This is a genomic window from Micromonospora psammae (genome assembly GCF_036902725.1).
Lineage (GTDB): Bacteria > Actinomycetota > Actinomycetes > Mycobacteriales > Micromonosporaceae > Micromonospora.
Map to the genome: position 1 here is coordinate 34,633 of NZ_JBAKHM010000031.1, position 25,399 is coordinate 60,031.

General features: G+C 72.9%; 24 protein-coding genes. 17 read left to right on the forward strand and 7 right to left on the reverse strand.

Annotation, left to right across the window (positions count from 1 at the left end; genetic code table 11):
• Positions 1 to 162: 162 nt before the first annotated feature.
• Positions 163 to 912, forward strand: coding sequence for a YebC/PmpR family DNA-binding transcriptional regulator (locus V6U79_RS26785; protein ID WP_334527153.1), 750 nt, complete (start codon positions 163 to 165; stop codon positions 910 to 912).
• Between the two features lie 92 nt (positions 913 to 1,004).
• Here V6U79_RS26785 and V6U79_RS26790 read toward each other — a convergent pair whose 3' ends face one another.
• On the reverse strand, positions 1,005 to 1,406 hold the full coding sequence (locus V6U79_RS26790; RefSeq protein ID WP_334616291.1) for a hypothetical protein: 402 nt from the start codon (positions 1,404 to 1,406) through the stop codon (positions 1,005 to 1,007).
• Positions 1,407 to 1,601: 195 nt separating this feature from the next.
• On the opposite strand from V6U79_RS26790, the gene V6U79_RS26795 reads away from it, so the two are divergent.
• Positions 1,602 to 2,159 carry a GNAT family N-acetyltransferase gene (locus V6U79_RS26795; RefSeq protein ID WP_334616292.1) on the forward strand — a complete coding sequence of 186 codons (558 nt, stop codon included), beginning with the start codon at positions 1,602 to 1,604 and terminating at the stop codon, positions 2,157 to 2,159.
• 57 nt (positions 2,160 to 2,216) lie between these two features.
• On the opposite strand, the gene V6U79_RS26800 is transcribed toward V6U79_RS26795, so the two are convergent.
• The 3 genes from V6U79_RS26800 to V6U79_RS26810 form a co-directional block, all read right to left on the reverse strand.
• Positions 2,217 to 3,167 carry a permease prefix domain 1-containing protein gene (locus V6U79_RS26800; protein ID WP_334616293.1) on the reverse strand — a complete coding sequence of 317 codons (951 nt, stop codon included), beginning with the start codon at positions 3,165 to 3,167 and terminating at the stop codon, positions 2,217 to 2,219.
• Positions 3,164 to 3,505: a PadR family transcriptional regulator gene (locus tag V6U79_RS26805; RefSeq protein WP_334527165.1), complete on the reverse strand. Its 342-nt coding sequence runs from the start codon at positions 3,503 to 3,505 to the stop codon at positions 3,164 to 3,166. The genes V6U79_RS26800 and V6U79_RS26805 overlap by 4 nt, the downstream gene beginning before the upstream one ends.
• A gap of 159 nt (positions 3,506 to 3,664) precedes the next feature.
• A complete protein-coding gene (locus tag V6U79_RS26810) occupies positions 3,665 to 4,297 on the reverse strand; it encodes a hypothetical protein (RefSeq protein ID WP_334616294.1) in 633 nt (210 codons plus the stop codon).
• A 202-nt stretch (positions 4,298 to 4,499) separates the two neighbouring features.
• Between V6U79_RS26810 and V6U79_RS26815 the strand changes: the two genes are divergently transcribed.
• Complete coding sequence (locus V6U79_RS26815; protein WP_334616295.1) at positions 4,500 to 5,894, forward strand: serine/threonine-protein kinase; 1,395 nt, start codon at positions 4,500 to 4,502, stop codon at positions 5,892 to 5,894.
• Between the two features lie 35 nt (positions 5,895 to 5,929).
• Here V6U79_RS26815 and V6U79_RS26820 read toward each other — a convergent pair whose 3' ends face one another.
• Together V6U79_RS26820 and V6U79_RS26825 are read right to left on the reverse strand one after the other, a co-directional pair.
• Entirely contained in the window at positions 5,930 to 6,475 is a 546-nt protein-coding gene (locus V6U79_RS26820) for a hypothetical protein (protein ID WP_334616296.1), read from the reverse strand.
• 80 nt (positions 6,476 to 6,555) lie between these two features.
• A complete protein-coding gene (locus V6U79_RS26825; protein WP_334616297.1) occupies positions 6,556 to 7,101 on the reverse strand; it encodes an RNA polymerase sigma factor in 546 nt (181 codons plus the stop codon).
• A gap of 296 nt (positions 7,102 to 7,397) precedes the next feature.
• Here V6U79_RS26825 and dnaE point away from each other — a divergent pair, with 296 nt between their 5' ends.
• The 5 genes from dnaE to V6U79_RS26850 all read left to right on the forward strand — a co-directional run bounded on the left by dnaE (position 7,398) and on the right by V6U79_RS26850 (position 14,870).
• On the forward strand, positions 7,398 to 10,931 hold the full coding sequence (gene dnaE / locus V6U79_RS26830) for a DNA polymerase III subunit alpha (RefSeq protein WP_334527176.1): 3,534 nt from the start codon (positions 7,398 to 7,400) through the stop codon (positions 10,929 to 10,931).
• Positions 10,921 to 11,334 (forward strand): hypothetical protein, encoded by a 414-nt coding sequence (locus tag V6U79_RS26835; RefSeq protein WP_334527177.1) that lies wholly within the window; start codon positions 10,921 to 10,923, stop codon positions 11,332 to 11,334. The genes dnaE and V6U79_RS26835 overlap by 11 nt, the downstream gene beginning before the upstream one ends.
• Before the next feature lie 23 nt (positions 11,335 to 11,357).
• Positions 11,358 to 11,939, forward strand: coding sequence for a suppressor of fused domain protein (locus tag V6U79_RS26840; RefSeq protein WP_334527178.1), 582 nt, complete (start codon positions 11,358 to 11,360; stop codon positions 11,937 to 11,939).
• Between the two features lie 236 nt (positions 11,940 to 12,175).
• Positions 12,176 to 13,213: an aminotransferase class V-fold PLP-dependent enzyme gene (locus V6U79_RS26845; protein WP_334616298.1), complete on the forward strand. Its 1,038-nt coding sequence runs from the start codon at positions 12,176 to 12,178 to the stop codon at positions 13,211 to 13,213.
• A 208-nt stretch (positions 13,214 to 13,421) separates the two neighbouring features.
• Complete coding sequence (locus V6U79_RS26850) at positions 13,422 to 14,870, forward strand: FAD-dependent oxidoreductase (RefSeq protein ID WP_334616299.1); 1,449 nt, start codon at positions 13,422 to 13,424, stop codon at positions 14,868 to 14,870.
• Between the two features lie 96 nt (positions 14,871 to 14,966).
• On the opposite strand, the gene V6U79_RS26855 is transcribed toward V6U79_RS26850, so the two are convergent.
• Complete coding sequence (locus tag V6U79_RS26855) at positions 14,967 to 16,139, reverse strand: acyl-CoA dehydrogenase family protein (protein ID WP_334616300.1); 1,173 nt, start codon at positions 16,137 to 16,139, stop codon at positions 14,967 to 14,969.
• Between the two features lie 84 nt (positions 16,140 to 16,223).
• On the opposite strand from V6U79_RS26855, the gene V6U79_RS26860 reads away from it, so the two are divergent.
• From V6U79_RS26860 to V6U79_RS26900, 9 genes are all read left to right on the forward strand, one after another.
• Positions 16,224 to 16,877 (forward strand): TetR/AcrR family transcriptional regulator C-terminal domain-containing protein, encoded by a 654-nt coding sequence (locus tag V6U79_RS26860; RefSeq protein ID WP_334616301.1) that lies wholly within the window; start codon positions 16,224 to 16,226, stop codon positions 16,875 to 16,877.
• A gap of 45 nt (positions 16,878 to 16,922) precedes the next feature.
• Entirely contained in the window at positions 16,923 to 18,365 is a 1,443-nt protein-coding gene (locus tag V6U79_RS26865) for an aldehyde dehydrogenase family protein (protein WP_334616302.1), read from the forward strand.
• Complete coding sequence (locus V6U79_RS26870; RefSeq protein WP_334616304.1) at positions 18,362 to 19,438, forward strand: alcohol dehydrogenase catalytic domain-containing protein; 1,077 nt, start codon at positions 18,362 to 18,364, stop codon at positions 19,436 to 19,438. The genes V6U79_RS26865 and V6U79_RS26870 overlap by 4 nt, the downstream gene beginning before the upstream one ends.
• A gap of 263 nt (positions 19,439 to 19,701) precedes the next feature.
• On the forward strand, positions 19,702 to 20,463 hold the full coding sequence (locus tag V6U79_RS26875; RefSeq protein WP_334527186.1) for an ABC transporter ATP-binding protein: 762 nt from the start codon (positions 19,702 to 19,704) through the stop codon (positions 20,461 to 20,463).
• The gene (locus tag V6U79_RS26880; protein ID WP_334527188.1) at positions 20,450 to 21,142 is read left to right on the forward strand and encodes an ABC transporter ATP-binding protein; all 693 of its coding nucleotides are present in this window, start codon (positions 20,450 to 20,452) and stop codon (positions 21,140 to 21,142) included. Before V6U79_RS26875 ends, V6U79_RS26880 begins: the two co-directional genes overlap by 14 nt.
• 44 nt (positions 21,143 to 21,186) lie before the next feature.
• Positions 21,187 to 22,443, forward strand: coding sequence for an ABC transporter substrate-binding protein (locus tag V6U79_RS26885; protein WP_334527190.1), 1,257 nt, complete (start codon positions 21,187 to 21,189; stop codon positions 22,441 to 22,443).
• Positions 22,440 to 23,321 (forward strand): branched-chain amino acid ABC transporter permease, encoded by an 882-nt coding sequence (locus V6U79_RS26890; protein ID WP_334616305.1) that lies wholly within the window; start codon positions 22,440 to 22,442, stop codon positions 23,319 to 23,321. The genes V6U79_RS26885 and V6U79_RS26890 overlap by 4 nt, the downstream gene beginning before the upstream one ends.
• A complete protein-coding gene (locus tag V6U79_RS26895) occupies positions 23,318 to 24,328 on the forward strand; it encodes a branched-chain amino acid ABC transporter permease (RefSeq protein ID WP_334616306.1) in 1,011 nt (336 codons plus the stop codon). The genes V6U79_RS26890 and V6U79_RS26895 overlap by 4 nt, the downstream gene beginning before the upstream one ends.
• Positions 24,329 to 24,406: 78 nt before the next feature.
• The gene (locus V6U79_RS26900; RefSeq protein WP_334616308.1) at positions 24,407 to 25,045 is read left to right on the forward strand and encodes a transcriptional regulator; all 639 of its coding nucleotides are present in this window, start codon (positions 24,407 to 24,409) and stop codon (positions 25,043 to 25,045) included.
• The last annotated feature ends 354 nt before the right edge of the window (positions 25,046 to 25,399 follow it).

Below are 25,399 nucleotides of genomic sequence, written 5' to 3' on the forward strand. Positions count from 1 at the left end.
GACAGTGACCCGCCGACCGCCGGTAGGATTGCCGAGATTCGGCAGGGCCATCTGCCCGCCACGGCTTCCACCAGGGCTGACCGGCACCACCGCGTGCGCCGGCGGGAGCGGGGGCGCGTGCGGTGCGGTCGATGCGACGGCGGGTAGCAACGGAGGTAACAGATGTCCGGCCACTCAAAGTGGGCGACGACCAAGCACAAGAAGGCGGTCATCGACGCCAAGCGCGGCAAGATGTTCGCCAAGCTGATCAAGAACGTCGAGGTCGCGGCGCGGACCGGCGGCGGTGACCCGGCCGGCAACCCGACGCTCTACGACGCCATCCAGAAGGCCAAGAAGAACTCGGTCCCGAACGACAACATCGACCGCGCGGTCAAGCGGGGCTCCGGCCTGGAGGCCGGCGGCGCCGACTGGCAGACGATCATGTACGAGGGCTACGGCCCCAACGGCGTGGCGATGCTCATCGAGTGCCTCACCGACAACCGCAACCGGGCCGCGACCGAGGTCCGTACCGCGCTGACCCGCAACGGCGGTTCGCTCGCCGACGCCGGCTCGGTGTCGTACATGTTCTCCCGCAAGGGGGTGGTGATCGTCCCCAAAGCAGACACCACCGAGGACGACGTGATGATGGCGGTCCTCGACGCCGGCGCCGAGGAGGTCAACGACCTCGGCGAGGCGTACGAGGTGGTCTCCGAGCCGACCGACCTGATCGGGGTCCGCACCGCCCTCCAGGACGCCGGGATCGAGTACGAGTCGGCCGAGTCCTCCCTGATCCCCAGCGTCAACGTGCCGCTGGACGAGGAGGGCGCTCGCAAGATCTTCAAGCTGATCGACGTGCTGGAGGACTGCGACGACGTGCAGAACGTCTACGCCAACTTCGACGTCAGCGACGACGTGATGGAGGCGGTCGGCTGAGGTCGCCCGGCGCCGTCGAGCCGATCATGTGTTGGCTCGGCGGCGCGTCCCGTAGCTGTTGCGCCCTCGTCCTCGTGAGCCCCTCGCCCGCGTCAGCCGCCTTCTGTGCGCTCGGAGATGGTGGGCAGGGCGCGCACGAACGAGGCCAGGCTCTTGTACGGTTCCTCGTCCAGGACCCGCGCGGCCAGCCCGAACGGGAAACCGGTCAGGCCCAGCGCGGAGACCGCCGGGACCCCTGGTGACGTCTCGTGCGCGACCCACTCGCCACCGTAGGCGCGGATGACCACTTCGCCGGTGTAGGCGCCGATCAACCGCCACCACAGGTCGAGGCGCTCGTCGGCGAGCGGCCCGTCGGCGAGCAGGTCGACGCAGACCTCGTCGAGGGTCGACAGGCTCTCCGGTGACCAGTCCAGCCGGCGGCCGAACTGCCGGGACACCAGCTCCACGCATTCGTCGGCGAGGGCGTGCAGGTACGTAGGGTCCGGCGCGCTCATGGTTGGCGATCCTCGCACAGATCATGTTGTCCTTCCCGCCCCTTCCGCGCGGGATGCCGGAGGGTTGTTGCTTCCGCCTCGTCCGACGTCGGCGACGACGTGATGGAGGCGGTCGGCTGAACCGCCGACCTCTGGTCGGTTCCCCGGCGCCGGAAATCGAGCTGGGCGTCGGACGCGCCCGCGTACCCTGCCGGCATGCTGGTCCCCGACCTCCCGCTGCGTACCGACCGCCTCGACCTGCGGCTCTTCACCGCCGGCGACTTCGACGCCCTGCACGACTACCAGTCCCGCCCCGACGTCACCCGGTACCTCTACTTCGGGCCGAACGACGAGGTGGCGAGCCGGGAGGCGCTGGCCCGCAAGCGGCGGCGCACCGCCCTGCGGGCCGAGGGCGACGTGCTCAACCTGGCGCTGGTGCGGCGGGACTCCGGGGCGCTGATCGGCGACGTGATGCTGACCTGGACCAGCGCTGCCCACCGGCAGGGCGAGATCGGGTACGTCCTGCATCCCGACCACGCCGGCCGGGGGTACGCCACCGAGGCCACCCGGGTGATGCTGGGGCTGGGCTTCGACGGTCTCGGCCTGCACCGGATCGTGGGCCGGCTGGACGCCCGCAACACCGCCTCCGCGCGGGTGCTGGAGCGGCTCGGCATGCGGCGCGAGGCGCACCTGCGGGAGAACGAGTGGGTCAAGGGGGAGTGGACCGACGAACTGGTCTACGCCCTGCTGGCCCGTCACTGGCGGGAGCGGTAGGCGGCGGCGGACGCCCGGCCCCGGCCCGGTCCACGCCGGGCGGGGCCAGGCCCCGGGTCAGCGGGTGGAGCGGTAGGTCCGGACCGCGCTGTCGACCAGTCCCCAGATGACGATCAGGGCGACGCCGACGACCGCGACGGTGGTGACGGTGGCCAGGTTGTCGCCGTCGCGCAGCCAGTCGAAGCGCCGCAAGAGCGCCGGGTTGAGCAGCCGGTCGGTGTGCAGCAGCCACATCACCGGCGCCGCGAAGGCGAGGTCCAGCGCCGCCTTCACCGCGAACAGCCGCCACGTCCAGCGGCCGGTCCGATACCTGACGGCCTCGAACACCACGCTGGCCAGCAGCACCGCGATCAGCGCCGGCAGCCACGACCGCCACAGCGCCGGGTCGATGATCGGGATGTTGCGGCCGGCGTCGTCGTCGATGAAGGACTGGAAGTGCTGCCAGGGCAGGTAGGCCGCGACCAGGGCGAGCATGGCGATCGAGGCGCAGGTGTCGGTGAGCCGCACGTCCCGCTCGACCGGGCCCTCGGTGAGCTGGTCGACGCTCCACTCGGGCAGGTCGAGCGAGGTCCCGGTCCGCTCCAGCACCGCGAAGACCAGGGTGACCCAGAACCCGATCTGGACCGTCACCTGGAGGGCGGTGACGATGCCGGCCCCGATCGCCCCGCCGGCGTTGTCTCCGGTGGTCGCCTCGACCAGGCCGACCACGACCCCGACGGTCGCCGGTACGAAGCTGAGCAGCAGCTTGAGCAGCCGTTCCCAGGCCAGGTAGTACGTCGGGCCGATGAGCTGCAACCGGCGGTCTGCGTAGCGGGCCGCGAGCTGCGCCGGGTTGCCCAGTTCGGTGAGCACCTCCCGCTCGGCGATGGCGGTGTCCTGCCCGCCGGCGGAACGGTCCTCGACCATGTCCTCGATGGAGGCGCGCAGCTCGGTGGCGATCTCCGCGCGGCGGGGCGCCGGCACCGCCCGCAGGGTGGCGGCCAGGTAGCGGTCGGTCAGGGAACTCATCGGTCCACTCCTTCGATCAGGCCGGCGACGGAGGCCTGCACGGCGGCGAGGTCGTCGAGGAGCCGGCGCAGCACGGACTCGCCGTCCTCGCTGGTGCGGTAGAACTTGCGGGGGCGGCTCTCCTCGGTGTTCCACTCGCTGGTCAGCAGGCCCTGTTCCTCGAGCCGGCGCAGCAGCGGGTAGAGGGTGTTGGCGTCCACCGGGAAGCCGTGCCCGGCGAGCCGTTGGAGCAGCGCGTAGCCGTAGTCGGGCCGGCGCAGGGCGACCAGGCTCGCCACCACCACGGTGCCTCGGCGCAGCTCCTGGAGATGGGTCCGCAGAATCTCCTCACCAACCATGGCTGACACGATAGTGTGTGCCACACACCATTGTCTAGCGCTACATCATCGTGTGACATCGCCGCAACGGGGCGGAGTCGGTCCCGGACGACGAGCGGGGCGCCCGGTACGACCCGGACGCCCCGCTCGCTCCCGCTCCGCCGCGCCCCGCGGCGGGGATCAGCAGGACGGCCGCTGGCGGAAGTTCCGCTCCACGAAGTCCGCCGGGCCGACCTGGAAGTAACCCACTCCCGGACGGATCGGGTGCCCGGTGAAGAGCTCGACCCGCGACCCGAAGCGCACCAGGTACGCCGAGGCGTCCCCCGCGTCGTTGCGGATCAGCGCGCCCCGCCGGCCGTAGATCTCCGCCAACTCCTCGAAGGACATGCCGACCATCGCCCCGGCGGGTGAGCGGGGCGGCGCGGTCGCCGTACCCACCTCGACCAGCCGGCCGTCCCGGAAGGCCAGCAGGATGACCCCCGCCCACGCCCCGGTGGCCCCCGCGTGCACCACCCCGGAGCAGCCCGGCGCCGTCCAGGAGATGCGCCCGGCCGCCGTGAGCGTCGCCAGGTCGGCGCCGATCCGGTACGCGCCGGCGCCCCGGACACTGAGCAGCCGGGGCTGGTGGTGCGCCGGGCCGGCGTCGGGCCGTCCGACCGGGAAACCGGTGACCGGTCCGGCGTGCCGCGACGCGGGTGCGGTGACACCGGACGGGACGGCCGCCCGGGCCGCGGCCGGGCCGGCGACGGCTGCCGGGGCGAGCGTGACGAGCGCCAGCGCGCCCGTGGTGATCAGGATCGAACGACGGTTCATGGCCTGCTCCTTCGTGGTGGGTCTCCTGCTCTGTTGGTCTCCCCGGCGACGCCGATGGTTCGTCGGCTTTCCGACCGACCGCCGACCGCCGCCGCCCCGGCCGCCCCGACCTGCCGCCGCGCCCGGACCTGCCGCCGCGCCCGCCGGACGGTCTACTGTCGGAGGGCACGGCAACCGACGGCGCTGGCCCGGAGGTGAGGCGGTGACGGCTCCGGCGCGGATCGGGCCCTACCGCATCGAGCGGCTGCTCGGCGTCGGCTCGTTCGCGATGGTCTGGCTCGGCTACGACGACGCCCTCGACTCGCGCGTCGCGATCAAGGTCCTGGCGGAGAACTGGAGCCACGACCTGCGGGTGCGGGAACGCTTCCTCGACGAGGCCCGGCTGCTGCGCCGGCTGGACCACGAGCGGCTGGTCCGGGTGCACGGCCTGGGTGAACTGCCCGACGGCCGGCCCTACGCGGTGCTGGCCTGGGCCGACGGGGGGAGCCTGCGCGACCGCCTGGCCGGTGGCCCGATCCCCGTGCCGACCGCGCTGCGCCTGCTGGGTGAGGTCGCCGCCGGGGTCGCGGTCCTGCACCGGCACGGCGTGGTGCACCGCGACCTGACTCCCGGCAACGTCCTGTTCCGCTCCACCGCGCCGGCGGGGGACCCGGCCACCGGAGAGGTGCTGATCGCCGACCTCGGCCTGGCCAAGGCGCTCGCCGCCGCCTCGGGGCTGACCGCCCGCGCCGGTACGCCCGGTTACATGGCGCCGGAGCAGGACGACCCGCTGGCGGTCGTGGACACCCGCGCCGACGTGTTCGGGTTGGGCCGGCTCGGTCTACGGCTGCTGGCCGCCCATCCCGACAGCCCGCACCCCGACCGCCCCCCAGCGGCGGTCCGGATGCGCGACGGTGTGCCGGCCCGGGTGGCGGCGGTGCTGCGCCGGGCCACCGCGCACCGGCCCACCGACCGGCACCCGGACGCGGCCGCCTTCCGGGTGGCGTTGGAGCGCGCGGTGGCCGGCCCGGGGCACCCGCCCGCTGTCCGGCCGTCGCGCCGGGCCCACCGCTTCCGGGTGGCCGGGGCGGCCCTCGTGGCCCTCGCCGCGCTCGGTGGCGTCGTCGGCGCCGAGGCCGGAGGCGCGGGCCCGCGTCGGCCGGCCCCGGCGACGTACACCAGCGGACCGGTAACGGTGGCGTTGCCGGCCGGCTGGTCGGCGACCGGCGCGACGTGGGCGGGCCAGTACGGCGCCGACGGCCGCCCCGAACCGGCGCTGGTGATGTCGCCGCAGCCGCGCCGATGGGCCGCGGACCCCGGCCTGCCCGGTGCGTTCGTCGGCCTTTCCGCCAGCACGGCGGCGCGCACCACCCCGGCCGGTTTCCTCGCCGAGCGCACGCACGCGGACTGCGTGCCGGCGCCGGCACGTAGCACCCGGCGGGCGGGCGTGGAGTGGACCGTGGTGGCGTACCGCTGCGACCGGGGGCGGCCGCTGATCGTCGAGTCGGCCGGGCTGGCGCCGGGTCGCGCCGCGCTGGTGTACGTCCAGATCGTCCCACCGGCGGACGGCGGGGCCGACTTCGTCGACACGCTGCTCGCCGGGGTGCGGGTGCGGTAGCGGCTGCCCGTCGGCGACGGGTCACGGGCCCGGAGTCAGCGGACCACGATCGTGATGGTGTGCGTCCGGTCCTCCTGCGGGATCGTGACGGCAACGGTGCCGGGGCGGACGAAGCGGATGTCCACCACCCCGGCCTCGTAGTGCTGCGAGACCAGCTCCGGGCGGTCCACGGTGACCAGGCCGGGCCCGATGCCCTGGATCCGCAGCACCGCGCCGGTGGCGAAGCAGAGCGACTTCAGCAGCTCCAGCTCGGTCTCGGCGAGCGGCAGGTCGTAGCGGACCGCGCCCTGGCAGGCCGAGGTCGGCGGGGTCGGCGAGGGGGCCGGTCGGGGCGGCGTACCCCGGGTCCAGGTGGGCGCGGGCGGGGCGGCGACCGGGCGTCCGGTGCTCGGCGGCACCCGGGACGGTGACGCGGCGGCGGTGGTGGGGCTGGCGCCGGGGGTCGGCGTCGAGCGGGACGGGCCGGCGGGCTGGACGGGCAGCGGCGACACCGCGTCGTCGCCGCAGGCGCCGACCGCCCCGGCCAGCGCGACAGCGGCGGCGACCCCGGTGACGAGCCGGCGGATCGAGGTGTGGCGCATGGCGGGGGCTCCCCCTCTCGGGACCGGTGCTGTCTACCGTTGGTCGCCACCGCCGCCGGTCCGGTTCGCGGTCGGCGCGGTCAGCGCGGATCGTCGCCGAGTCGTTGCCGGACCTGCCGGCGGGCCAGGTGCAACCGGGACTTCACCGTGCCCTCCGGCACGTCGAGCAGCGTGGCGATCTCGGGATAGCTCAGCCCGAGCACGTCGCGCAGGGCCACCACCTCGGCGAGGTCCGGGCGGACCGCGTCGAAGGCGTCGAGCAGGTCGAGGCGGGTGCCGGCGACCACGCTGGTCCGCCGGGGATCGGGGCGGTCGGGCAGCGGCACGCCGTCGGCCTCCAGCAGCCACCGGCGGCGCAGGACGCGGTAGGTCGAGCGGGCCCGGTTGGCGGTCAGCCGGTGCAGCCAGGTGCGGAACGCCGACCGGCCCTCGAACCGGGTGATCCCGCGGGCCAGCGCCAGCAGCGTGTCCTGGCAGGCCTCCTCGGCGTCCTCCCGGTTGGGCAGGAACCGGGCGCAGAGCCGCAGCACCTCCGGCCGCACCGCGACCAGCAGGGCGTCCAGCGCCGCCCGGTCGCCCTGCGCGGCGGCGCGGGCCAGGCTGTCGATGCGCTCGTCGTGGGGCATGCCGGGTGTCCAATGCTCGCCGGTGCCGATCCTCGAGCGTACGGCCGGTGCCGGCGGGGCGGGCCGGTCCAGTCCGGCACCCGACGGCCGGGGGAGGCTCGCCGGGCGGACCGGCACCCCGGGTCGGGGCGGCGCGGCGGCCGGTCGGCGGCGCGTCACCGCCGGGTCGTGGGGAGACCTCCGCCACGTGGTCGAAGGTCCGTCCGCGCGGCTGTCGCAGCCCCTGATCGAATCTCGGTAGGGTGGGCCGACCGACCTGAACCAACCCATGATCCGACCCGGGGGGGGCGCTCTGCATGGGCGATTCGTTCGCGCATCTGCACGTGCACACTGAGTACTCGATGCTCGACGGGGCGGCCCGGCTCAAGGACCTCTTCGCCGAGGCCAACCGGCTCGGCATGCCGGCGGTGGCGATCACCGACCACGGCAACATGCACGGCGCGAACGACTTCTACAACCAGGCGATGGCCGCCGGGATCACCCCGATCCTGGGCGTCGAGGCGTACGTGGCGCCGGAGTCGCGCTTCCACAAGGCCCGGGTGAAGTGGGGCCGGCCGGAGCAGAAGAGCGACGACGTCTCCGGTAACGGCGCGATCACCCACAAGACCATGTGGGCGCGGAACGCCACCGGCCTGAAGAACCTCTTCACCCTCAACTCGCGCGCCTCCATGGAGGGCCACTACGTCAAGTGGCCGCGGATGGACATGGAGCTGATCGCCGAGCACGCCGAGGGGATCATGGCGACCACCGGCTGCCCCTCCGGCGCGGTGCAGACCCGGCTGCGGCTGGGCCAGTTCGACGAGGCGCTCAAGGTCGCCGCGAGCTACCAGGACATCTTCGGCAAGGAGAACTACTTCCTGGAGATCATGGACCACGGCCTCTCCATCGAGCGCCGGGTCCGCGACGGGCTGACCGAGATCGCCCGCAAGCTCGACATCCCGCCGGTGGTCACCAACGACTCGCACTACACCCACGAGGCCCAGGCCACCGCGCACGACGTGCTGCTCTGCGTGCAGACCGGCAGCAACATCGACGACCCGAACCGGTTCCGGTTCGAGGGCGGCGGCTACTTCATCAAGTCCGCCGAGCAGATGCGCGCGGTCGACAACTCCGAACTGTGGCAGCAGGGCTGCCGCAACACCCTGCTGGTCGCCGAGAAGGTCGACCCGACCGGGATGTTCGAGTTCCGCAACCTGATGCCGCGGTTCCCGGTGCCCGAGGGGGAGACCGAGGAGTCGTGGTTCCGCAAGGAGACCTTCGCCGGACTGGCCCGCCGCTACCCGAACGGCATCCCCGAGGGGCACGTCGTGCAGGCCGAGTACGAGCTGGGCGTCATCAACCAGATGGGCTTCCCCTCGTACTTCCTCGTGGTCGCCGACTTCATCCAGTGGGCGAAGAACCAGGGCATCGCCGTCGGTCCGGGCCGTGGCTCGGCCGCCGGCTCGCTGGTCGCGTACGCCCTGGGCATCACCGACCTGGACCCGATCCCGCACGGTCTGATCTTCGAGCGGTTCCTCAACCCCGAGCGCGTCTCGATGCCGGATGTCGACATCGACTTCGACGAGCGCCGGCGCGGCGAGGTGATCAAGTACGTCACCGACAAGTGGGGCGAGGACAAGGTCGCCCAGATCGCGACCTTCGGCACGATCAAGGCGAAGGCCGCGATCAAGGACTCGGCCCGGGTGCTCGGCTTCCCGTACGCGGTGGGGGACCGGATCACCAAGGCGATGCCGCCGGCGGTGATGGGCAAGGACATCCCGCTCACCGGCATCTTCGACCCGAAGCACCCGCGCTACGCCGAGGCCGGCGAGATCCGCGGCCTCTACGAGTCCGACCCGGACGTCCGCAAGGTGATCGACACCGCCAAGGGCATCGAGGGGCTGATCCGGCAGACCGGTGTGCACGCCGCCGGCGTCATCATGTCCGCCGAGCCGATCATCGAGCACATCCCGCTGATGCGGCGGGACGCCGACGGGGCGATCATCACCCAGTTCGACTACCCGACGTGCGAGTCGCTCGGGCTGTTGAAGATGGACTTCCTCGGCCTGCGCAACCTGACGATCATCGACGACGCGGTCAAGAACATCAAGCTCAACCACGGCCTCCAGCTCGACCTGCTGTCCCTGCCGCTGGACGACAAGGCCGCGTACGAGCTGCTCGCCCGGGGCGACACGCTGGGCGTGTTCCAGCTCGACGGCGGGCCGATGCGCTCGCTGCTGCGGCTGATGAAGCCGGACAACTTCGAGGACATCTCCGCCGTCCTGGCGCTGTACCGGCCCGGCCCGATGGGCGTCGACTCGCACACCAACTACGCGCTGCGCAAGAACGGCCTCCAGGAGATCACCCCGATCCACCCGGAGCTGGAGGAGCCGCTGCGGGAGATCCTGGCCCCGACCCACGGCCTGATCGTCTACCAGGAGCAGGTGCAGCGCGCCGCGCAGATCCTCGCCGGCTACACCCTCGGCCAGGCCGACCTGCTGCGCCGGGCGATGGGCAAGAAGAAGAAGGAGATCCTCGACAAGGAGTTCATCCCGTTCCGCGACGGGTGCCGCGAGCGCGGCTACTCCGACGAGGCGATCCAGGCGGTGTGGGACGTCCTGGTCCCGTTCGCCGGCTACGCCTTCAACAAGGCGCACTCCGCCGCCTACGGGCTGGTGTCCTACTGGACCGCGTACCTCAAGGCGCACTACCCGGCCGAGTACATGGCCGGGCTGCTCACCTCCGTCGGTGACGACAAGGACAAGATGGCGCTCTATCTGTCCGAGTGTCGCCGGATGCGGATCCAGGTGCTGCCGCCGGACGTGAACACCTCGGCCGGGCCGTTCACCCCGGTCGGCCGGGACATCCGGTTCGGCCTCGCCGCGGTGCGCAACGTCGGCGCGAACGTGGTCGCCGCGATCATGCGCTGCCGTGAGGAGAAGGGCGACTACACCGACTTCTACGACTTCCTGTCCAAGGTCGACGCGGTGGTCTGCAACAAGAAGACCATCGAATCGCTGATCAAGGCGGGCGCCTTCGACTCGCTCGGGCACACCCGCAAGGGCCTGCTCGCGGTGCACGCCGACGCGATCGACGCCTTCGCCGACGTCAAGCGCAAGGAGGCCGTCGGCCAGTACGACCTCTTCGGCGCCGGCTTCGGCGACACCGACGCCGGCGGCAGCACGACGGTCATGCCCACCATCGGCGACGGCGAGTGGGACAAGCGGGACAAGCTGGCCTTCGAACGCGAGATGCTCGGCCTCTACGTCTCCGACCACCCGCTCTTCGGGCTGGAACACGTCCTCGGCGCGGCGGCGGACACCACCATCGCCGCGCTCGCCGAGGAGGGCGGCGTGCCCGACGGCGCGGTGGTCACCCTCGCCGGCATCCTCTCTGGCGTGCAGCGCCGGGTCACCAAGCAGGGCCGGGCCTGGGCGTCGGCCACCCTGGAGGACCTCGCGGGCGGGGTGGAGACGCTGTTCTTCCCGAACACCTACGAGGTGATCGGGCAGTACATCGCCGAGGACGCCATCGTGGTGGTCAAGGGGCGGGTCGACCGCCGCGACGACACCCCCAGGATCATGGCGATGGACATGTCCATGCCGGATGTCAGCAGCAACCCGGCCAACAAGCCGGTCACCCTCACCATCCCGGTGCACCGGTGCACGCCGCCGCTGGTGGAGCGGCTCAAGGAGACCCTGGTGCTGCACCCGGGCGACACCGAGGTGCACGTCAAGCTGCTCAACGGCGGCAAGACCACCACGCTGCGGCTGGGACCGTTCCGGGTGGCGGCGACCACCGCGCTGATGGGTGACCTGAAGAGCGTGCTCGGGCCGGCCAATGTCAGCTGACGCCCGGGCCCGCTTCCTCGCCGAGGTCGGCGCCCGGCCGCCGCAGCGCCGCCTGCCCCTGGTCGGCGGAGTGCTCGGCCGGGTCTTCGACACCCCCGCCGTACTGCTGGGGGAGCTGCCGCCCGCGCAGGTCCTGGCCGCCGCGGTGCTGGTCGGCCGGAGCCTGCCCGGCGGGGCGGAGCTGGCCGGCGACGACCCGGCGCTGGCCGCCGCGGCGCTGCCCGCGCCGGCAACCGTCGAGGTCGCCGGCCTGGCCCTGGAGGCGGTCACCATCATCGCCGACCGGGGGTTGATCGCCGAACCGGTCGGCGCGACGCCCGCCGACCGGCTCCTGACGGAGTTGCGCGCCGTCCTCATCGACAGCCTCCGCGCCGCACCCCGGGGTACGCCCAGCCCGGCCTGAGCACGCTGTGGCAGCATCGCCGCGTGGATCATCAGCTGTCACCGTCCGCCGAGGTCCTGCGCGAGCACTTGGCGCGCCGGTTCCCCACCCGGCCGCTGGACGTGCTGCCGCCGGTCGCCGGTCCGATCCACCGGCAGGTACCCGACTTCCACGTCCTGCGGCTCGCCCCCGGGCCCGGTGAGGGCGGCTGGCTGTACGTGACCGCCGGGCTCTGGGAGGCGACCCGGCGGCACGGTCACGCCCTGGAGTTCGTGCTCCTCGCCCCGGAGCACGCCGACCTCCACGTGGAGACGCTGACCATGGTCGCGTACTACCACGGCAGCGGCGGGTCGTACGCCCTGGACCACGGACACACCGTGCCGATCGGACGGCCCTGGCTGCCCGGGTCGGCCTGCGACCACCTGCTCGTCAGCCTCCCGTATCCGTGGGGCGAGAGCCTGGAGGTGTGCCCGGTGACCGACGGGCACCTCCGGCTGCTCTGGCTGCTGCCGATCACCGCGGCGGAGAAGACCTACCGGCACGAGCACGACCTCGAAGCGCTGGAGCAGCGCCTCGAGGACGCCGGCATCAACCCGGTGGACCCCCGCCGGCCTTCCGTCGTCTGACCCCAGGCGATCCGACCGGCGGCCGGGCCCCAGCGGGTCGAGGCCGCGGACTGGCGGGTGGGGCTCGGGTCGCAGCCGTGGGTCCACGTCCGAGCGCAGCAACCCCCTCCACCACTGGACAGCCCTGCAGAGACGATGAAGCCCCTGGCCCACCCGACGTGGAGCCCGGGCTCTGCGGGCCACCGCTGTCCGATTGGCGCTCACCGTCGCCGGCACCCGCCACTAGCCTCGGCGGCATGGAGCTGGAACAGGCGCAGAAGCTGTGGCAACCGGAACCGGGCTGGCTGAACACCGCCAGCTACGGGCTGCCGCCCGAGCCGGTCTGGACGGCGGTGCAGGACGCGCTCGCCGACTGGCGGGTGGGGCGTACCTCGTGGGAGGGCTGGGGGGAGGCGACCGAGCGGTCCCGCGCGGCCTTCGCCGGGCTGGTCGGGGTGCCGGTGGCGGACGTCGCCGTCGGCAGCACGGTGTCCCAGCTGCTCGCCCCGGTCGCCGCGGCCCTGCCCGCCGGCGCGACCGTGGTGGTGCCCGAGGTCGAGTTCACCTCGAACCTCTTCCCCTGGCTGGTGCAGCAGGAGCGGGGCGTGCGGGTGCGCACCGTGCCGCTGGCCGGGCTGGCCGACGCCATCGAGGCCGGCACCGACCTGGTGGCGTTCAGCCTGGTGCAGTCCGCCGACGGCGCGATCGCCCCGTACGCGGAGATCGTGGCCGCGGCCCGCGCGCACGGTGCGCTGGTCGTGGTCGACGCCACCCAGGCGTGCGGCTGGCTGCCGTTCGACGCGGGGCTGGCCGACGTGGTCGCGGTCGGGGCGTACAAGTGGTTGATGGCGCCGCGCGGGTCCGCTCTGGCCTACCTTGCGCCGTCGCTGCGGGAGCGGCTGCGCCCCGACGCCGCCGGCTGGTACGCGGGCAAGGACCCGCACTTCTCCTACTACGGGCTTCCGCTGCGGCTCGCCGACGACGCCCGGCGGTTCGACATCTCGCCGGCCTGGTTCAGTTGGGTTGGCACCGCGCCCGCCCTGGAGCTGCTCGCCGAGATCGGCGTGCCGGCGATCCGGGACCACGACGTCGCGCTGGCGAACCGGTTCCTGGCCGGGCTGGGTCGGCCGCCGGGGGAGAGCGCGATCGTCACCGTCGAGGTGCCCGGGGCGCGGGAGAAGCTGGAGCGGGCCGGCGTCCGGGCGGCGGTTCGCGCCGGCCGCGTCCGGGCCTCCTTCCACCTCTACACCACTGTGGACGACGTGGACCTGGCCCTGGAGGCGTTGACGAGCTGAGGTCGTGGCGGGCCCCGGCCCGCCACGGCCGCTCAGGCGGCAGTAGTAGCCGAGGTCGTGCCGGACCCACGGCGTTCGGGTGGGGGCGGCGTCGGGTTGATCTCGCTTCGTGTCCCGGAACGGGGCCTACTGCGGCTACTGACGGCGGGGGCTCTGGTGGTTACGGTCTTGGATGTCGATGTTCCGGACCACGTCGAGGAGTGATCGCATGCCCCCCTCCCCGTCCAGGCTCTTCGCCGAGATAGCGACGGCCGAGCGGCCGGCGAACCCCCCAGTGGTCATGCGGCGTGCGGTGGTGCTCGGCGGCAGCATCGCGGGACTGATGGCGGCCCGGGTGTTGACCGACCACGCCGAGGAGGTGCTGATCATCGAGCGGGATCCGTCCCGGGTAGATGACGGGCCCCGGCCCGGCGTACCCCAGGGCAGCCAGGTGCACGCGCTGCTGCCCGCCGGTCAGGTCCAGTTGGAGCGGTGGTTTCCCGGCATCGTCGACGAGGCGTTCGCGCTCGGCGCCCCGCCGCCGCCGAGCGACGAGGGCACGGCGAAGATCTTCGTGAACGGCGTACTGGGGCTGCCGCCGGCACCGTCCGACGCCGGTCCGGCGCTGATCACCACGCGACCGTTCCTGGAGGCGTTGGTCCGGCGGCGGACCCTCGCCGTCGGCAACATCCGGATGGCGTACGGCCGGGCGGACGGCCTGGTCTTCGCCGACCGGCGCGTCACCGGCGCCCGGTACGTGCCCGAGGGCGGTGGTGAGCCGGTGGTCGAACCGGCGGATCTGGTGGTCGACGCCATGGGACGGTCCAGTCGGCTGAGCGACTGGCTGGCCGACAATGGTTGGCCCCGCCCGCCGATACAGCGGATGCCGATCAAACTGAACTACGCGACCGCGCTCTTCAAGCAGGACGAGAAGGTCAGCGACGCCTGGGTGGTGGTCTACCACACCATGGCCGGCAAGGGTCGTACCGCCCGGATCGGTGGGATCAACTCGGTCGAGGGAGACCGCTGGATTCTGCTGGTGGCCGGTTACGACGCGGACCGGCCCAGCCGCGATGTCGCCGACTTCACCGCCCGCTGCCGGAAGCACTATCCGCAGGAGTTCGGTGACATCGCCGAACACGGCGAGATGCTCGGCGGCGTGGTCACGTACCACCAGGCCGACAGCCGACGCCGGGACTTCCACAAGCTCGACCGGATGCCCGCGGGACTGGTCGCCGTCGGAGACGCCATCGCCTCCTTCAATCCGGTGTACGGCCAGGGCATGACCTCCGCGACGCTGCACGCCTCCTGCCTGTCGGCGTACCTGCGGTCGGGCCCGAAGCCGCACGAGGAGCCGGCGCGGGCGTACTTCGACCGGGCCCGTGTGGTCGTCGATGCCGCCTGGCAGGTCTCCACCTCCGCCGACATCGAGCTTCCACACGTCGACGGGCCGTACCCGCCCGGGTACCGGGTCACGAAGTGGTTCGGTGACCTGCTCTTCCGGACCTCGCTGACCGATCCGGTGCTCAACGCCCGGCTGGGCCGGGTCACCACCATGCTCGACCACCCGGCGACGCTGAGCCAGCCCGGCACCCTGCTCCGGGCGCTCCGGCTCGGCCTGTTCCGGAGCCGTTCCACCACCACCGACACGACCGGGGAGGGGCTCGCACCGAAGTGACCGGAGGAAGTACGGAGGGCATGCTGCCCGAGCCGGTGGGCATCGCCGACCTCGGCCCGGAGGGGGTCGGCGCGTTCGCGACCGAGAACTGCCCGCTCAGGCCAGGTGGCCGCCGATCTTCGTGTAGCCGCGCAGCAGGTCCCGCGAGATGATCAGCCGCTGCATCTCGTCGGTTCCTTCGAAGATCCGGTACAGCCGGACCTGCCGGTACCAGCGTTCGATCGGCAGTTCCCGGGTGTAGCCCATCCCGCCGTGGATCTGCAGCGCCCGGTCCACCACCCGGTTGACCATGCCGGCGCCGTAGAGCTTGCCCATCGAGGAGGCGTGCCGGGGGTCCATGCCCTGGTTGACCGTCCAGGCGGAGCGCAGCACCAGCCAGCGGGCCGCCTCCAGTTCGGTCTCCGAGTCGGCGATCATCCACTGGATGGCCTGGTTGGTGCCGATCTTCGCGCCGAAGGTCTCCCGGGTGTTGGCCTGGTCGATCGCCATCTGCAGTACCCGCTCGGCGATGCCGATCGCGTGCGAGGGGATCGTGTAGCGGCCCTTGCCGATCCACTCCATGCCGAGGGCGAAGCCCTGGCCGATCTCGCCGAGGATGTTGCGGTGCGGCACCCGTACGCCGTCGAAGACCAGCGCGGCCGGCCCACCCTCGCCCATGGTCTGGATGAACTCCGAGCGCCAGCCCATCGACCGGTCCACCAGGAACGCCGTGGCGCCGCCGTTGCGGGCGCCCTTCTCCCGGTCGGTCACCGCCACCACGATGGCGAAGTCGGCGTCGTTGCCGCCGGTGATGAAGGTCTTCTCGCCGTCGAGGATCCAGTCGTCGCCGTCCCGGCGCGCGCTGAGCCGGATGTTGGCCGCGTCCGAGCCGGCCCCCGGCTCGGTGATCGCGAAGCAGGAGATCCGCTCGCCCTCGATGGTGGGGAGGAGGAACTCCCGCTTCTGCTCCTCGGTGGCGTGGAAGAGGATGTTGTCGGCCTCCCCGCCGAAGCGGAACGGCACGAAGGTGCGGCCCAGCTCCGTCCAGATCAGCGACTGCATGACGGCGGGCAGGTCCATCCCGCCGTACTCCTCGGGGGTGGCCAGCCCCCAGAAGCCGAACTTCCGCGCCTTCTGTTGCAGCTCGCGCAGCTCGCTGCGGTCCAGTCCGGGCTGGTGGGCCCGCTCGCGGCGCAGCACCTCCTGCTCCAGCGGCAGCACCTCGCGGGTGATGAACGACCGGGCGGTGTCCCGGACCGCCCGCTCCTCGTCGGTCAGTGAGAAGTCCATGCTGGTCCCTTCCGCCGTCGTGGTGCCGTCCCGGTTAAACTAGCGGTGTTAGTTTTCCGCCGTCCAGACCCGCGAGGAGCCGACGTGCCCCGACCCCGGCAACCGGTGCTCACCCGGGAACGGATCGTCACCGCGGCCCTGGCGCTGATCGACGCCGAGGGGCTGGCCGCGTTCTCCACCCGCCGGCTCGCCGCCGCGCTCGGCGTCCAGGGCCCCTCGCTGTACCACCACTTCGCCAACCGCGACGCGATCCTCGACGCGGTCGCCGACAGCGTCACCGCCGCCGTGGACACCAGCTTCTTCGCCCGCCACGAGTGGCGGGAGGCGCTGCGCCGGTGGGCCTGGTCGTACCGGGCGGCGCTCACCGCGCACCCGAACGTCGTACCCCACCTGGCCCAGGGCCCGGGGCGGCGACCGGCCGCGCTGGCCATGGCGGACGCCGTCTACGGCGCCCTGGTCAAGGCCGGCTGGCCGCCGGCCCGGGCCACCCACGTCGGCGCGGCGATGCGCTACTTCGTCGCCGGGTCGGCGCTGGGCTCGTTCGCCCGCGGCTTCGTCGAGGATCCCGAGCTGTACGCCGCCCACTACCCGCACCTGCGCCAGGCCCACCGCCTCGCCGAGCACCAGCACAGCGTGGACTCCGGCGCCTTCGCGCTCGGCCTGGACGCGCTGCTGCACGGGTTGGCCGTCGAGCACGCCCGGACCGTGGGTCTGGAGCCGGCCGGGCCGGCGCGGTAGCGTCGAAAACTCCCAGCGCTAGTTTCCTCACCCCCGGAGGACGACATGGATCTCGCCGCCGCGCCACCCGCGCTCCTGGTCCGCCGTCACCTGCACATCGGCGGCGCCTGGGTCGACCCGTCCGGCGGCGAGAGCATCGCCGTGGAGAACCCGGCCACCGGGGAGATCGTCGGGCAGGTGCCGGCCGGCACCCCGGCCGACGTCGACCGGGCCGTCGCCGCCGCCCGGGCCGCCTTCCCCGGCTGGGCGGCGACCGACCCGGTCGACCGCTCCGCCCACCTCGACCGGCTGCACGCCGCGCTGACCGCCCGCGCCGACGAGATGGCCCGGACCATCGCGCTCGAACTCGGCACCCCGCTCAAGCTGGCCGCCCGGGTGCAGACCGGCCTGCCGCTGACCGTGCTGCGCAGCTGCGTCGAGCTGGCCGCCCGGCCGCCGGCCGAGGAGACGATCGGCAACTCCCTCGTGGTCCGCGAACCGGTCGGCGTGGTCGGCGCGATCACCCCGTGGAACTACCCGCTGCACCAGGTCGTCGCGAAGCTCGCCCCCGCCCTGGCCGCCGGCTGCACGGTGGTGCTCAAGCCCAGCGAGCTCACCCCGCTGGCCGCGTACCTGCTCTTCGACGCGGTCACCGAGGCCGGGCTGCCGGCCGGCGTGGTCAACCTCGTCCCCGGCACCGGGCCGGTGGTCGGCGAGGCGCTCGCCGCCCATCCCGACGTGGACCTGGTCTCGTTCACCGGCTCCACCGCCACCGGCCGCCGGATCGCCCACCTCGCCGCCGACCGGGTCGCCCGGGTCGCCCTCGAACTGGGCGGCAAGTCGGCCAACCTGATCCTGGCCGACGCCGACCTCGCCACCGCGGTCAAGGCCGGGGTGGGCAACGCCCTGCTCAACTCCGGGCAGACCTGCACCGCCTGGACCCGGATGCTGGTCCACCGCGACCGGTACGACGAGGCGCTGGACCTCGCCGCCCGCGCCGTCGCCGCCTACCGGCCCGGCGACCCGTTCGACCCGGCGACCCGGCTCGGCCCGCTGGTCTCCGCCGCGCAGGCCGACCGCGTCCGCGGCTTCGTGGACCGGGCGCTGGCCGACGGGGCCCGCCTGGTCGCCGGCGGCCCCGACGCCCCGCTGCCGGCGCGCGGGCACTTCGTCGCCCCCACCGTCCTCGCCGACGTGCACCCGGACAGTGAGCTGGCCCAGGAGGAGGTCTTCGGTCCGGTGCTCGCGGTAATCCCCTTCGCCGACACCGACGAGGCGGTCGCCATCGCCAACAACTCCCGCTACGGCCTCGCCGGCGCGGTCTGGTCCGCCGACACCGAGCGGGCGGTCGCCGTCGCCCGGCGGCTGCGCACCGGCCAGGTGGACGTCAACGGCGGCGCGTTCAACCCGCTCGCCCCGTTCGGCGGCTACCGGCAGTCCGGCCTCGGCCGGGAGCTGGGCGGGTACGGCATCGACGAGTTCACCGAGCTCAAGGCGATCCAGCGATGAGGGCGCTGGTGGCCCGGGGCCCCGGCCTGCCGCTGCGCGTCGAGCAGGTGCGCCTGCCCCCGCCCGGCCCGGGCGAGCTGCGGGTCCGCGTCCGGGCCGCCGGGGTCTGCCACTCCGACCTGTCCATGGTGAACGGCACCCTCGCCCCGGCGTACCCGCTGGTGCTCGGCCACGAGGCGGCCGGCGTGGTGGTCGAGGCCGGGGCCGGCGCCCGGGTGCCGGTGGGCACCCAGGTGGTGCTGAACTGGGCGCCGGCCTGCCGGGCGTGCTGGTTCTGCCGGCACGACGAGCCGTGGCTCTGCGCCGCCAACACCGCCCCCGCCCAGCCTCGGGGCGAGACCGCCGACGGCACGCCGCTGCACGTCACCCTCGGGCTCGGCGCGTTCGCCGAGGAGGTGGTGGTCTCCGAGGCGGCCGTCGTCCCGGTGCCCGTCGACCTGCCCCCGGAGCGGGCCGCCCTGCTCGGCTGCGCGGTGCTCACCGGCACCGGCGCGGTCCGCAACACCGCCCGGGTCGCCGCCGGCCAGTCGGTCGCGGTGATCGGGCTCGGCGGGGTCGGCCTGTCGGTGCTCACCGCCGCCCGGGCCGCCGGCGCGACGCCGATCGTCGCGATCGACGTGGCCGAGGCGAAGCGGAACCTCGCCCTCGCCGCCGGCGCCAGCGATTTCCTGCTCCCCGACGACCGGCTGTCGAAGCGGGCCCGGGCGCTCACCGAGGGCCGCGGCGTCGACCACGCCTTCGAGTGCGTGGGCCGGGCGGCCACCATCCACACGGCGTGGCGGCTGACCCGGCGCGGGGGAGCGGTCACCGTGGTCGGCATGGGCGGCCGGGACGACCCGCTCAGTCTCGCCGCCGCGGACATCTTCCACTCCGCCCGGACGCTGCGCTCCTCGGTGTACGGCTCGTCCGATCCGGACCGGGAGGTGCCCGCGCTGGCGCGGCAGGTGGGCGACGGGACGCTGGACCTGGCCCCGCTGATCAGCGGCCTGGTCCCGCTCGACGAGGCCCCGGCGGCCTTCGACCGGCTGGCCCGGGGCGAGGGCGCCCGGTGGGTGGTCACCTTCCCCGACTGACGCCCGCGCCGCCGCCGGCCTCGGCAGGTGGGCGGACCACATGGGAGCGGTCGCGGACCCCACCCCGTTCACCATCGTCGATACCGCACCGCCGTCCGGGTGGGAGGGGACATGTCCCTCGCCCCCGCGTGGACCGGAGGGAAAGTGTGGGAGACCGACATGGCTCGACTCCGGCCGTGCCCCGTAGGTTTCCTCCACGCGACGGCCCTGTGACCCCGGTCACCGACCCTGGTCGTCGCCGCTGACGTGCGGAGGATGAGGCGATGGCCGGGCAAGCGCTCCTGTCGGCCCGCGGGCTGAGCCGCGACTTCCGGGGCTTCCGGGCCGTCGACCAGGTCGACCTGGACATCGCGCCGGAGAGCGTGCACGCCCTGGTCGGCCCGAACGGCGCTGGCAAGACCACCCTGTTCAACCTGCTCACCGGCTTCCTGCCGCCGACCGCCGGGCGGATCGAGCTGGCCGGTCGGGACATCACCGGGCTGCCCCCGGAGCGGGTGGCCCGGCTCGGCGTGGCCCGCTCGTTCCAGATCACCAGCCTCTTCCCGCAACTGTCCGCGCGGGAGCACGTGGAGCTGGCGTTGCAGAGCCCGAGCGGGCTCGGCTGGCGGTTCTGGCGCTCGGCGAAGCTGATGGGCCGCTACCGGGACCGGGCCGACGAGCTGCTCGACATGGTCGGGCTCGCCGCGCTCGCCGAGGCCCCCGCCGAGGCCCTCGCCTACGGGCGCAAGCGCGCCCTGGAACTGGCCATCGCCCTCGCCCTGGACCCGAAGGTGCTGCTGCTCGACGAGCCGACCGCCGGGATGGGGCTGGAGGACGTCGACCGCACCGTCGAACTGGTCGCCCGGGTCCGCGCCGGCCGGACCGTGGTGATGGTCGAGCACAACATGAGCGTCGTCGGCCGGCTCGCCGACACCGTCACCGTGCTCCAGGCCGGCAAGGTGCTGGTCGAGGGGCCCTACGAGCAGGTCCGCGCCGACGAGCGGGTCATCACCGCCTACCTGGGAGCCGCTGATGCTGCGCATTGAGAACCTCTCCGCCTGGTACGGCGAGGCGCAGGTGCTGCGGGAGGTGAGTCTGGACGTCGCCGCCGGCGAGGTGGTCACCCTGGTCGGCCGCAACGGCGCCGGCAAGTCCACCCTGCTGCGCTGCGTGATGGGCCTGCACCCCGGCCGGCGCGGCACGGTGGAGCTGGACGGCCGGGACATCGGCCGGCTGCCGGCGTACAAGCGGGCGCGGCTCGGGCTCGGCTGGGTCCCCGACGACCGCGGCGCGTACGCCACCCTGACCGTCACGGAGAACCTCACCCTGCCGCCCCGGGTCGGCCCCGACCCGTGGTCGCTGGAGCGGGTGTACGAGGCGTTCCCCGCCCTCTGGGAGCGCCGCGACTCGGCGGCGACCATGCTCTCCGGCGGCGAGCAGCAGATGCTCGCGCTGGCCCGGGTGCTGCGGATGGGCGCCCGGCTGCTGCTCTGCGACGAGCCCACCGAGGGGCTCTCCCCACTGCTCGTGCAGCAGGTCGGCGACCTGCTGCGGCAGGCCAAGCAGCACGGGGTGACCGTGCTGCTGGTCGAGCAGAACCTGCACTTCGCCACCGGCGTCGCCGACCGGCACTACCTGCTGGCCGAGGGGCGCGTCGTGGAGGCGATGGCCAACTCCGAGGTGCGCTCCCGGGAGCGCGAGCTGCTGGCGTACCTCGGGATCTGATTGTCGACGGCTGACCCGCGCGGAGTCCGCGCGGTACGAAAGGGATGGACATGCGTAGGAGCGTGGGTGTGGCCGCCGCGTCGGCGGCGGTGGTCTTCGCGGCCGGCTGCGGCGGCGGTGGTCCGCAGTCCGGCGGCGACCAGAAGCTGACCGGCGACAAGATCGTCCTCGGGGTGCTCAACGACCAGTCCGGGGCCTACTCGGAGCTGTCCGGGAAGAACTCGGTGAAGGCCGTCGAGATGGCCATCGCCGACTTCAAGGCCCGGCACGGCGACAAGGCGGTGACCAAGGACGTCACCGTGGAGACCGTCGACCACCAGAACAAGCCCGACATCGCCAACAGCAAGGCCGCCGAGATGTACGACCGCAAGGGCGTCGACCTCATCCTCGACGTGCCGACCTCCTCGGCCGCGCTGAAGGTCGCCGACGTGGCGAAGGAGAAGAAGAAGCTCTACTTCAACATCGGCGCGGCGACCACCGACCTGACCGGCAAGAGCTGCAACAAGTACACGTTCCACTACGCCTACGACACGTACATGCTGGCCAACGGCACCGGGAAGACCACCACCGAGCAGATCGGCAAGAACTGGTACATCCTCTACCCGAACTACGCCTTCGGCCAGGACATGGAGAAGAGCTTCTCCGCCGCCATCACCGCCGCCGGCGGGAAGGTCGTCGGCAAGGACGGCGCGCCGTTCCCGAACACCAGCGGGGACTTCTCCACGTTCCTGCTCAAGGCGCCGACGTTGACCCCGAAGCCGGAGGTGCTCGGCACCATGCAGGCCGGCGCCGAGCTGGTCAACGTGGTCAAGCAGTACAACGAGTTCAAGCTCCGGGACAAGGGCGTCGGGCTGGCCGTCGGCCTGATGTTCCTCACCGACATCCACTCGCTCACCCCGGCCGCGCTCGCCGGCACCACCTACACCGACGCCTGGTACTGGAACTTCGACCAGCAGAACCGCGAGTTCGCCGACCGGTTCCAGTCCGAGACCGGTACCCGGCCGACCTTCGCGCACGCGGCCAACTACTCCGCCGCCACCCAGTACCTGGAGGCCGTGCAGGCCGCCGGCACCGACGACGCCGACACCGTCGTCAAGGGGCTGGAGGGCAAGGAGGTCAACGACGTCTTCCTGCGCAACGGCAAGATCCGCGCCGAGGACCACCGGGTGGTGCACGACGCGTACCTGGCCCAGGTGAAGCCGCAGGCCGAGGTCTCCGAGCCGTGGGACTACGTCAAGGTGCTCAAGACCATCCCGGCCGCGGAGGCGTTCCGCGCCCCCTCCCCGGACTGCAAGCTGTGACCGGCTTCCTCCAGAACACGTTCAACGGGTTGGTGAGCGGGGCGTTCTACGCCCTGCTCGCCCTCGGGCTCGCGGTCATCTTCGGCATGCTGCGGGTGGTCAACTTCGCCCACGGAGCGTTCTACATGCTCGGCGCGTTCGGGGCGTACGTGCTGCTCACCGAGGCGGGCGTGTCGTTCTGGGCGGCGCTGGTGATCATGCCGGTGGGTCTGGCCCTGCTCGGCATGGCGCTGGAACGGGCGGTCATCCACCGGCTCACCCGGCTCGACCCGCTCTACAACTTCCTGCTCACCTTCGGCCTGACGCTGATCCTGCAGGACCTGGTGAAGACCCGCTACGGCGTGCAGTCCAGCCCGTACGCCACCCCGTCCGCGCTGAGCGGGTCGGTCGACTTCGGGCTCTTCGAGTTCCCCACCTACCGGGTGTTCATCCTGGGCTTCGCGGTGCTGCTCTGCGTCACCGTGTGGTGGGTGCTCAGCCGGACCCGGATCGGCATGGTGATCCGGGCGGCCACCGAGCGACCCGAGCTGACCCGGGCCTTCGGCATCGACGTCGGACGCTGGGTCACCCCGGTCTTCGGCTTCGGCATCGGACTGGCCGGGCTCGCCGGGGTGCTCGCCGCGCCGATGCGGGCGGTCAACCCGCTGATGGGCGCCGACCTGATCATCGTGGTCTTCGCGGTGGTGGTGATCGGCGGCCTCGGCTCGATCTTCGGGTCGGTCGCCGCCGGCTTCGGCATCGGCCTGGTCCAGGCGTGGGGCGAGGCGTACCTCTCCGACTTCCCGATCGTGTCGCAGACGATCGTCTTCATCGTGATGGCCGTCGTGCTGCTCTGGCGGCCGGCCGGGCTGTTCGGCCGTGAGGAGGCACCGGCGTGACCGCAGTGGTGGACACCGAGGCCGGTCCCGGGCCGGCCCGGTCAGGGCTGGTCGCCGTCGCCCGCGCCCCCGGCTGGGTGCGTTACGCGCTGCTCGCCGTCGGCCTGGTGGCCGCGTTCTGGCTGCCCAACGGGCTCTACCCGGCGGTGGCGGTGGACATTCTCTGCTGGGCGCTCTTCGCCGTCGCGGTGGACCTGCTGCTCGGCTTCACCGGGCTGATGTCCTTCGGGCACGCCGCGTTCTGGGGCACCTCCGCGTACGTCACCGGGCTGGTGGCGATCCACGCCGGCCTGCCGTTCCCGCTCGCCGTACTGGCCGGGGCGCTCGCGGCGGCGGTGCTCGCGGTGCCGATCGGCTACCTGGCGGTGAAGCGGACCGGCATCTACTTCGCGATGGTGACCCTGGCGTTCGCGCAGATGGTCTACTACGTGGCCAACGAGTGGCGTTCGGTCACCCGGGGCGAGAACGGCCTGCAGGGCGTGCCGCGCGAGCTGTTCGGGCTGGACCTGACCGACGACTACTACTTCTACTACGCGATCCTGCCGATCGTGCTGGTCGGGCTCGCCGCCGCCTGGCGGATCGTGCACTCGCCCTTCGGCCGGGTGCTGGTCGGCATCCGGGACAACCCGGCCCGCGCGCGGGCGCTCGGCTACCCGGTGCACCGCTACAAGCTCACCGCGTTCGTGCTCTCCGGCTTCATCGCGGGACTCGGTGGCGGGCTCTTCGCCGTCGGCCACCGCTTCGTCTCCCTGGACGTGCTGCACTGGACCACCTCCGGCAAGGCGGTCATCGTGGTGGTGCTCGGCGGCATCGGCACCCTCTGGGGCGGCGTGCTCGGCGCGGCCATCGTGGTCCGGCTGGAGGACTGGCTGTCGTTCTCCGGATTCGAGTCGATCGGCCTGGTCACCGGCGGTATCTTCGTCCTCGTCGTGCTGCTGTTCCGGCGCGGCGTGTGGGGCAGCGTCGCCGCGCTCGCGCTCCGCTGGATGGCCGCCCGGCGCAGATGAATCCCGCGGCGGTGCATCCGAACCGCGCCGCCCCGACGAACCCCCTGGTAGGTGAACGCATACCTGGGGGTACGTCTGGTGCTGACAGAACCGATGCCGGCCGAGGCCGTCGAGGCGGGCCGCAAGCGGCTCGGCGCGGCCGCCGAGGACCTCGACGCCAACCAGGTCGCCGCGCTGGTGTTGGAGCTGGCCGCCGAAGTCGGCGTGGCGGCCGTCTGGCAGCAGGTCTGCGTACCGCTGCTGGGCGCCTTCCACGGGCAGGCCGCCGCCGAGATCGCCGTCGAGCACGCCCTCTCCGAGGGGGTGCGGATCGGCCTGGACGTGCACGGCCGGGAACGCGGTCGGCAGCTGCCGCCGGACGGCGTGCTGCTCGCCGGCGCCGAACACGAGGCGCACTGCCTCGGGCTGCACGCCCTCGCCGCCGCGCTGCGCGAACAGGGCCGGGGCTGCCTGCTGCTCGGGCCGGCACTGCCCTGGGCCGCCCTCGCCTCCGCCGTGGCCCGGGCCCGTCCGCACACCGTCCTGGTCTGGTCGCAGAGCCCGCACACCGGCCGCGCGTACCGCCTGGTCCGCTTCGGCCGGGACCTGCCGGAGGTACGCGTCCTCGGTGCCGGCCCGGGCTGGATCGAACCCGTCCCGCCACCCTCGGTGCGCCTCACCACCTTCGCCGCCGCCCTCGCCGTCTGCCGCACCCCACCCCACCTGACCCACCGCTGACCGACCCCACCGACACCCGCCGCTGTTCGCGGCCTCCCGCCCTCGTGCGCCCACGCCCCGGCCCCGGCCCCGGCCCCGGCACGGGCACGGGCATGGGTGATCATGAAGTTAGCGGCGGTGTGGATATCTCCGTTCCTGCCGCTAACTTCATGATCACCGGAGTGGGTTCGTGGGTGTGAAGAGTTGTTGTCGCCCTGGCGACAACAACTCTTCACACTGCGGGTGGGCAGAACGGTGCTGGCCGGCACCCCGGGTTGGGGTGCCGGCCAGCGGTCGGTCGTTTGTGCGTCAGTTCCAGTGCTTGGCGACGAGGTCGGCGGCCTGCTGCTCCCACTGTGCGTAGTGGAAGGGGTA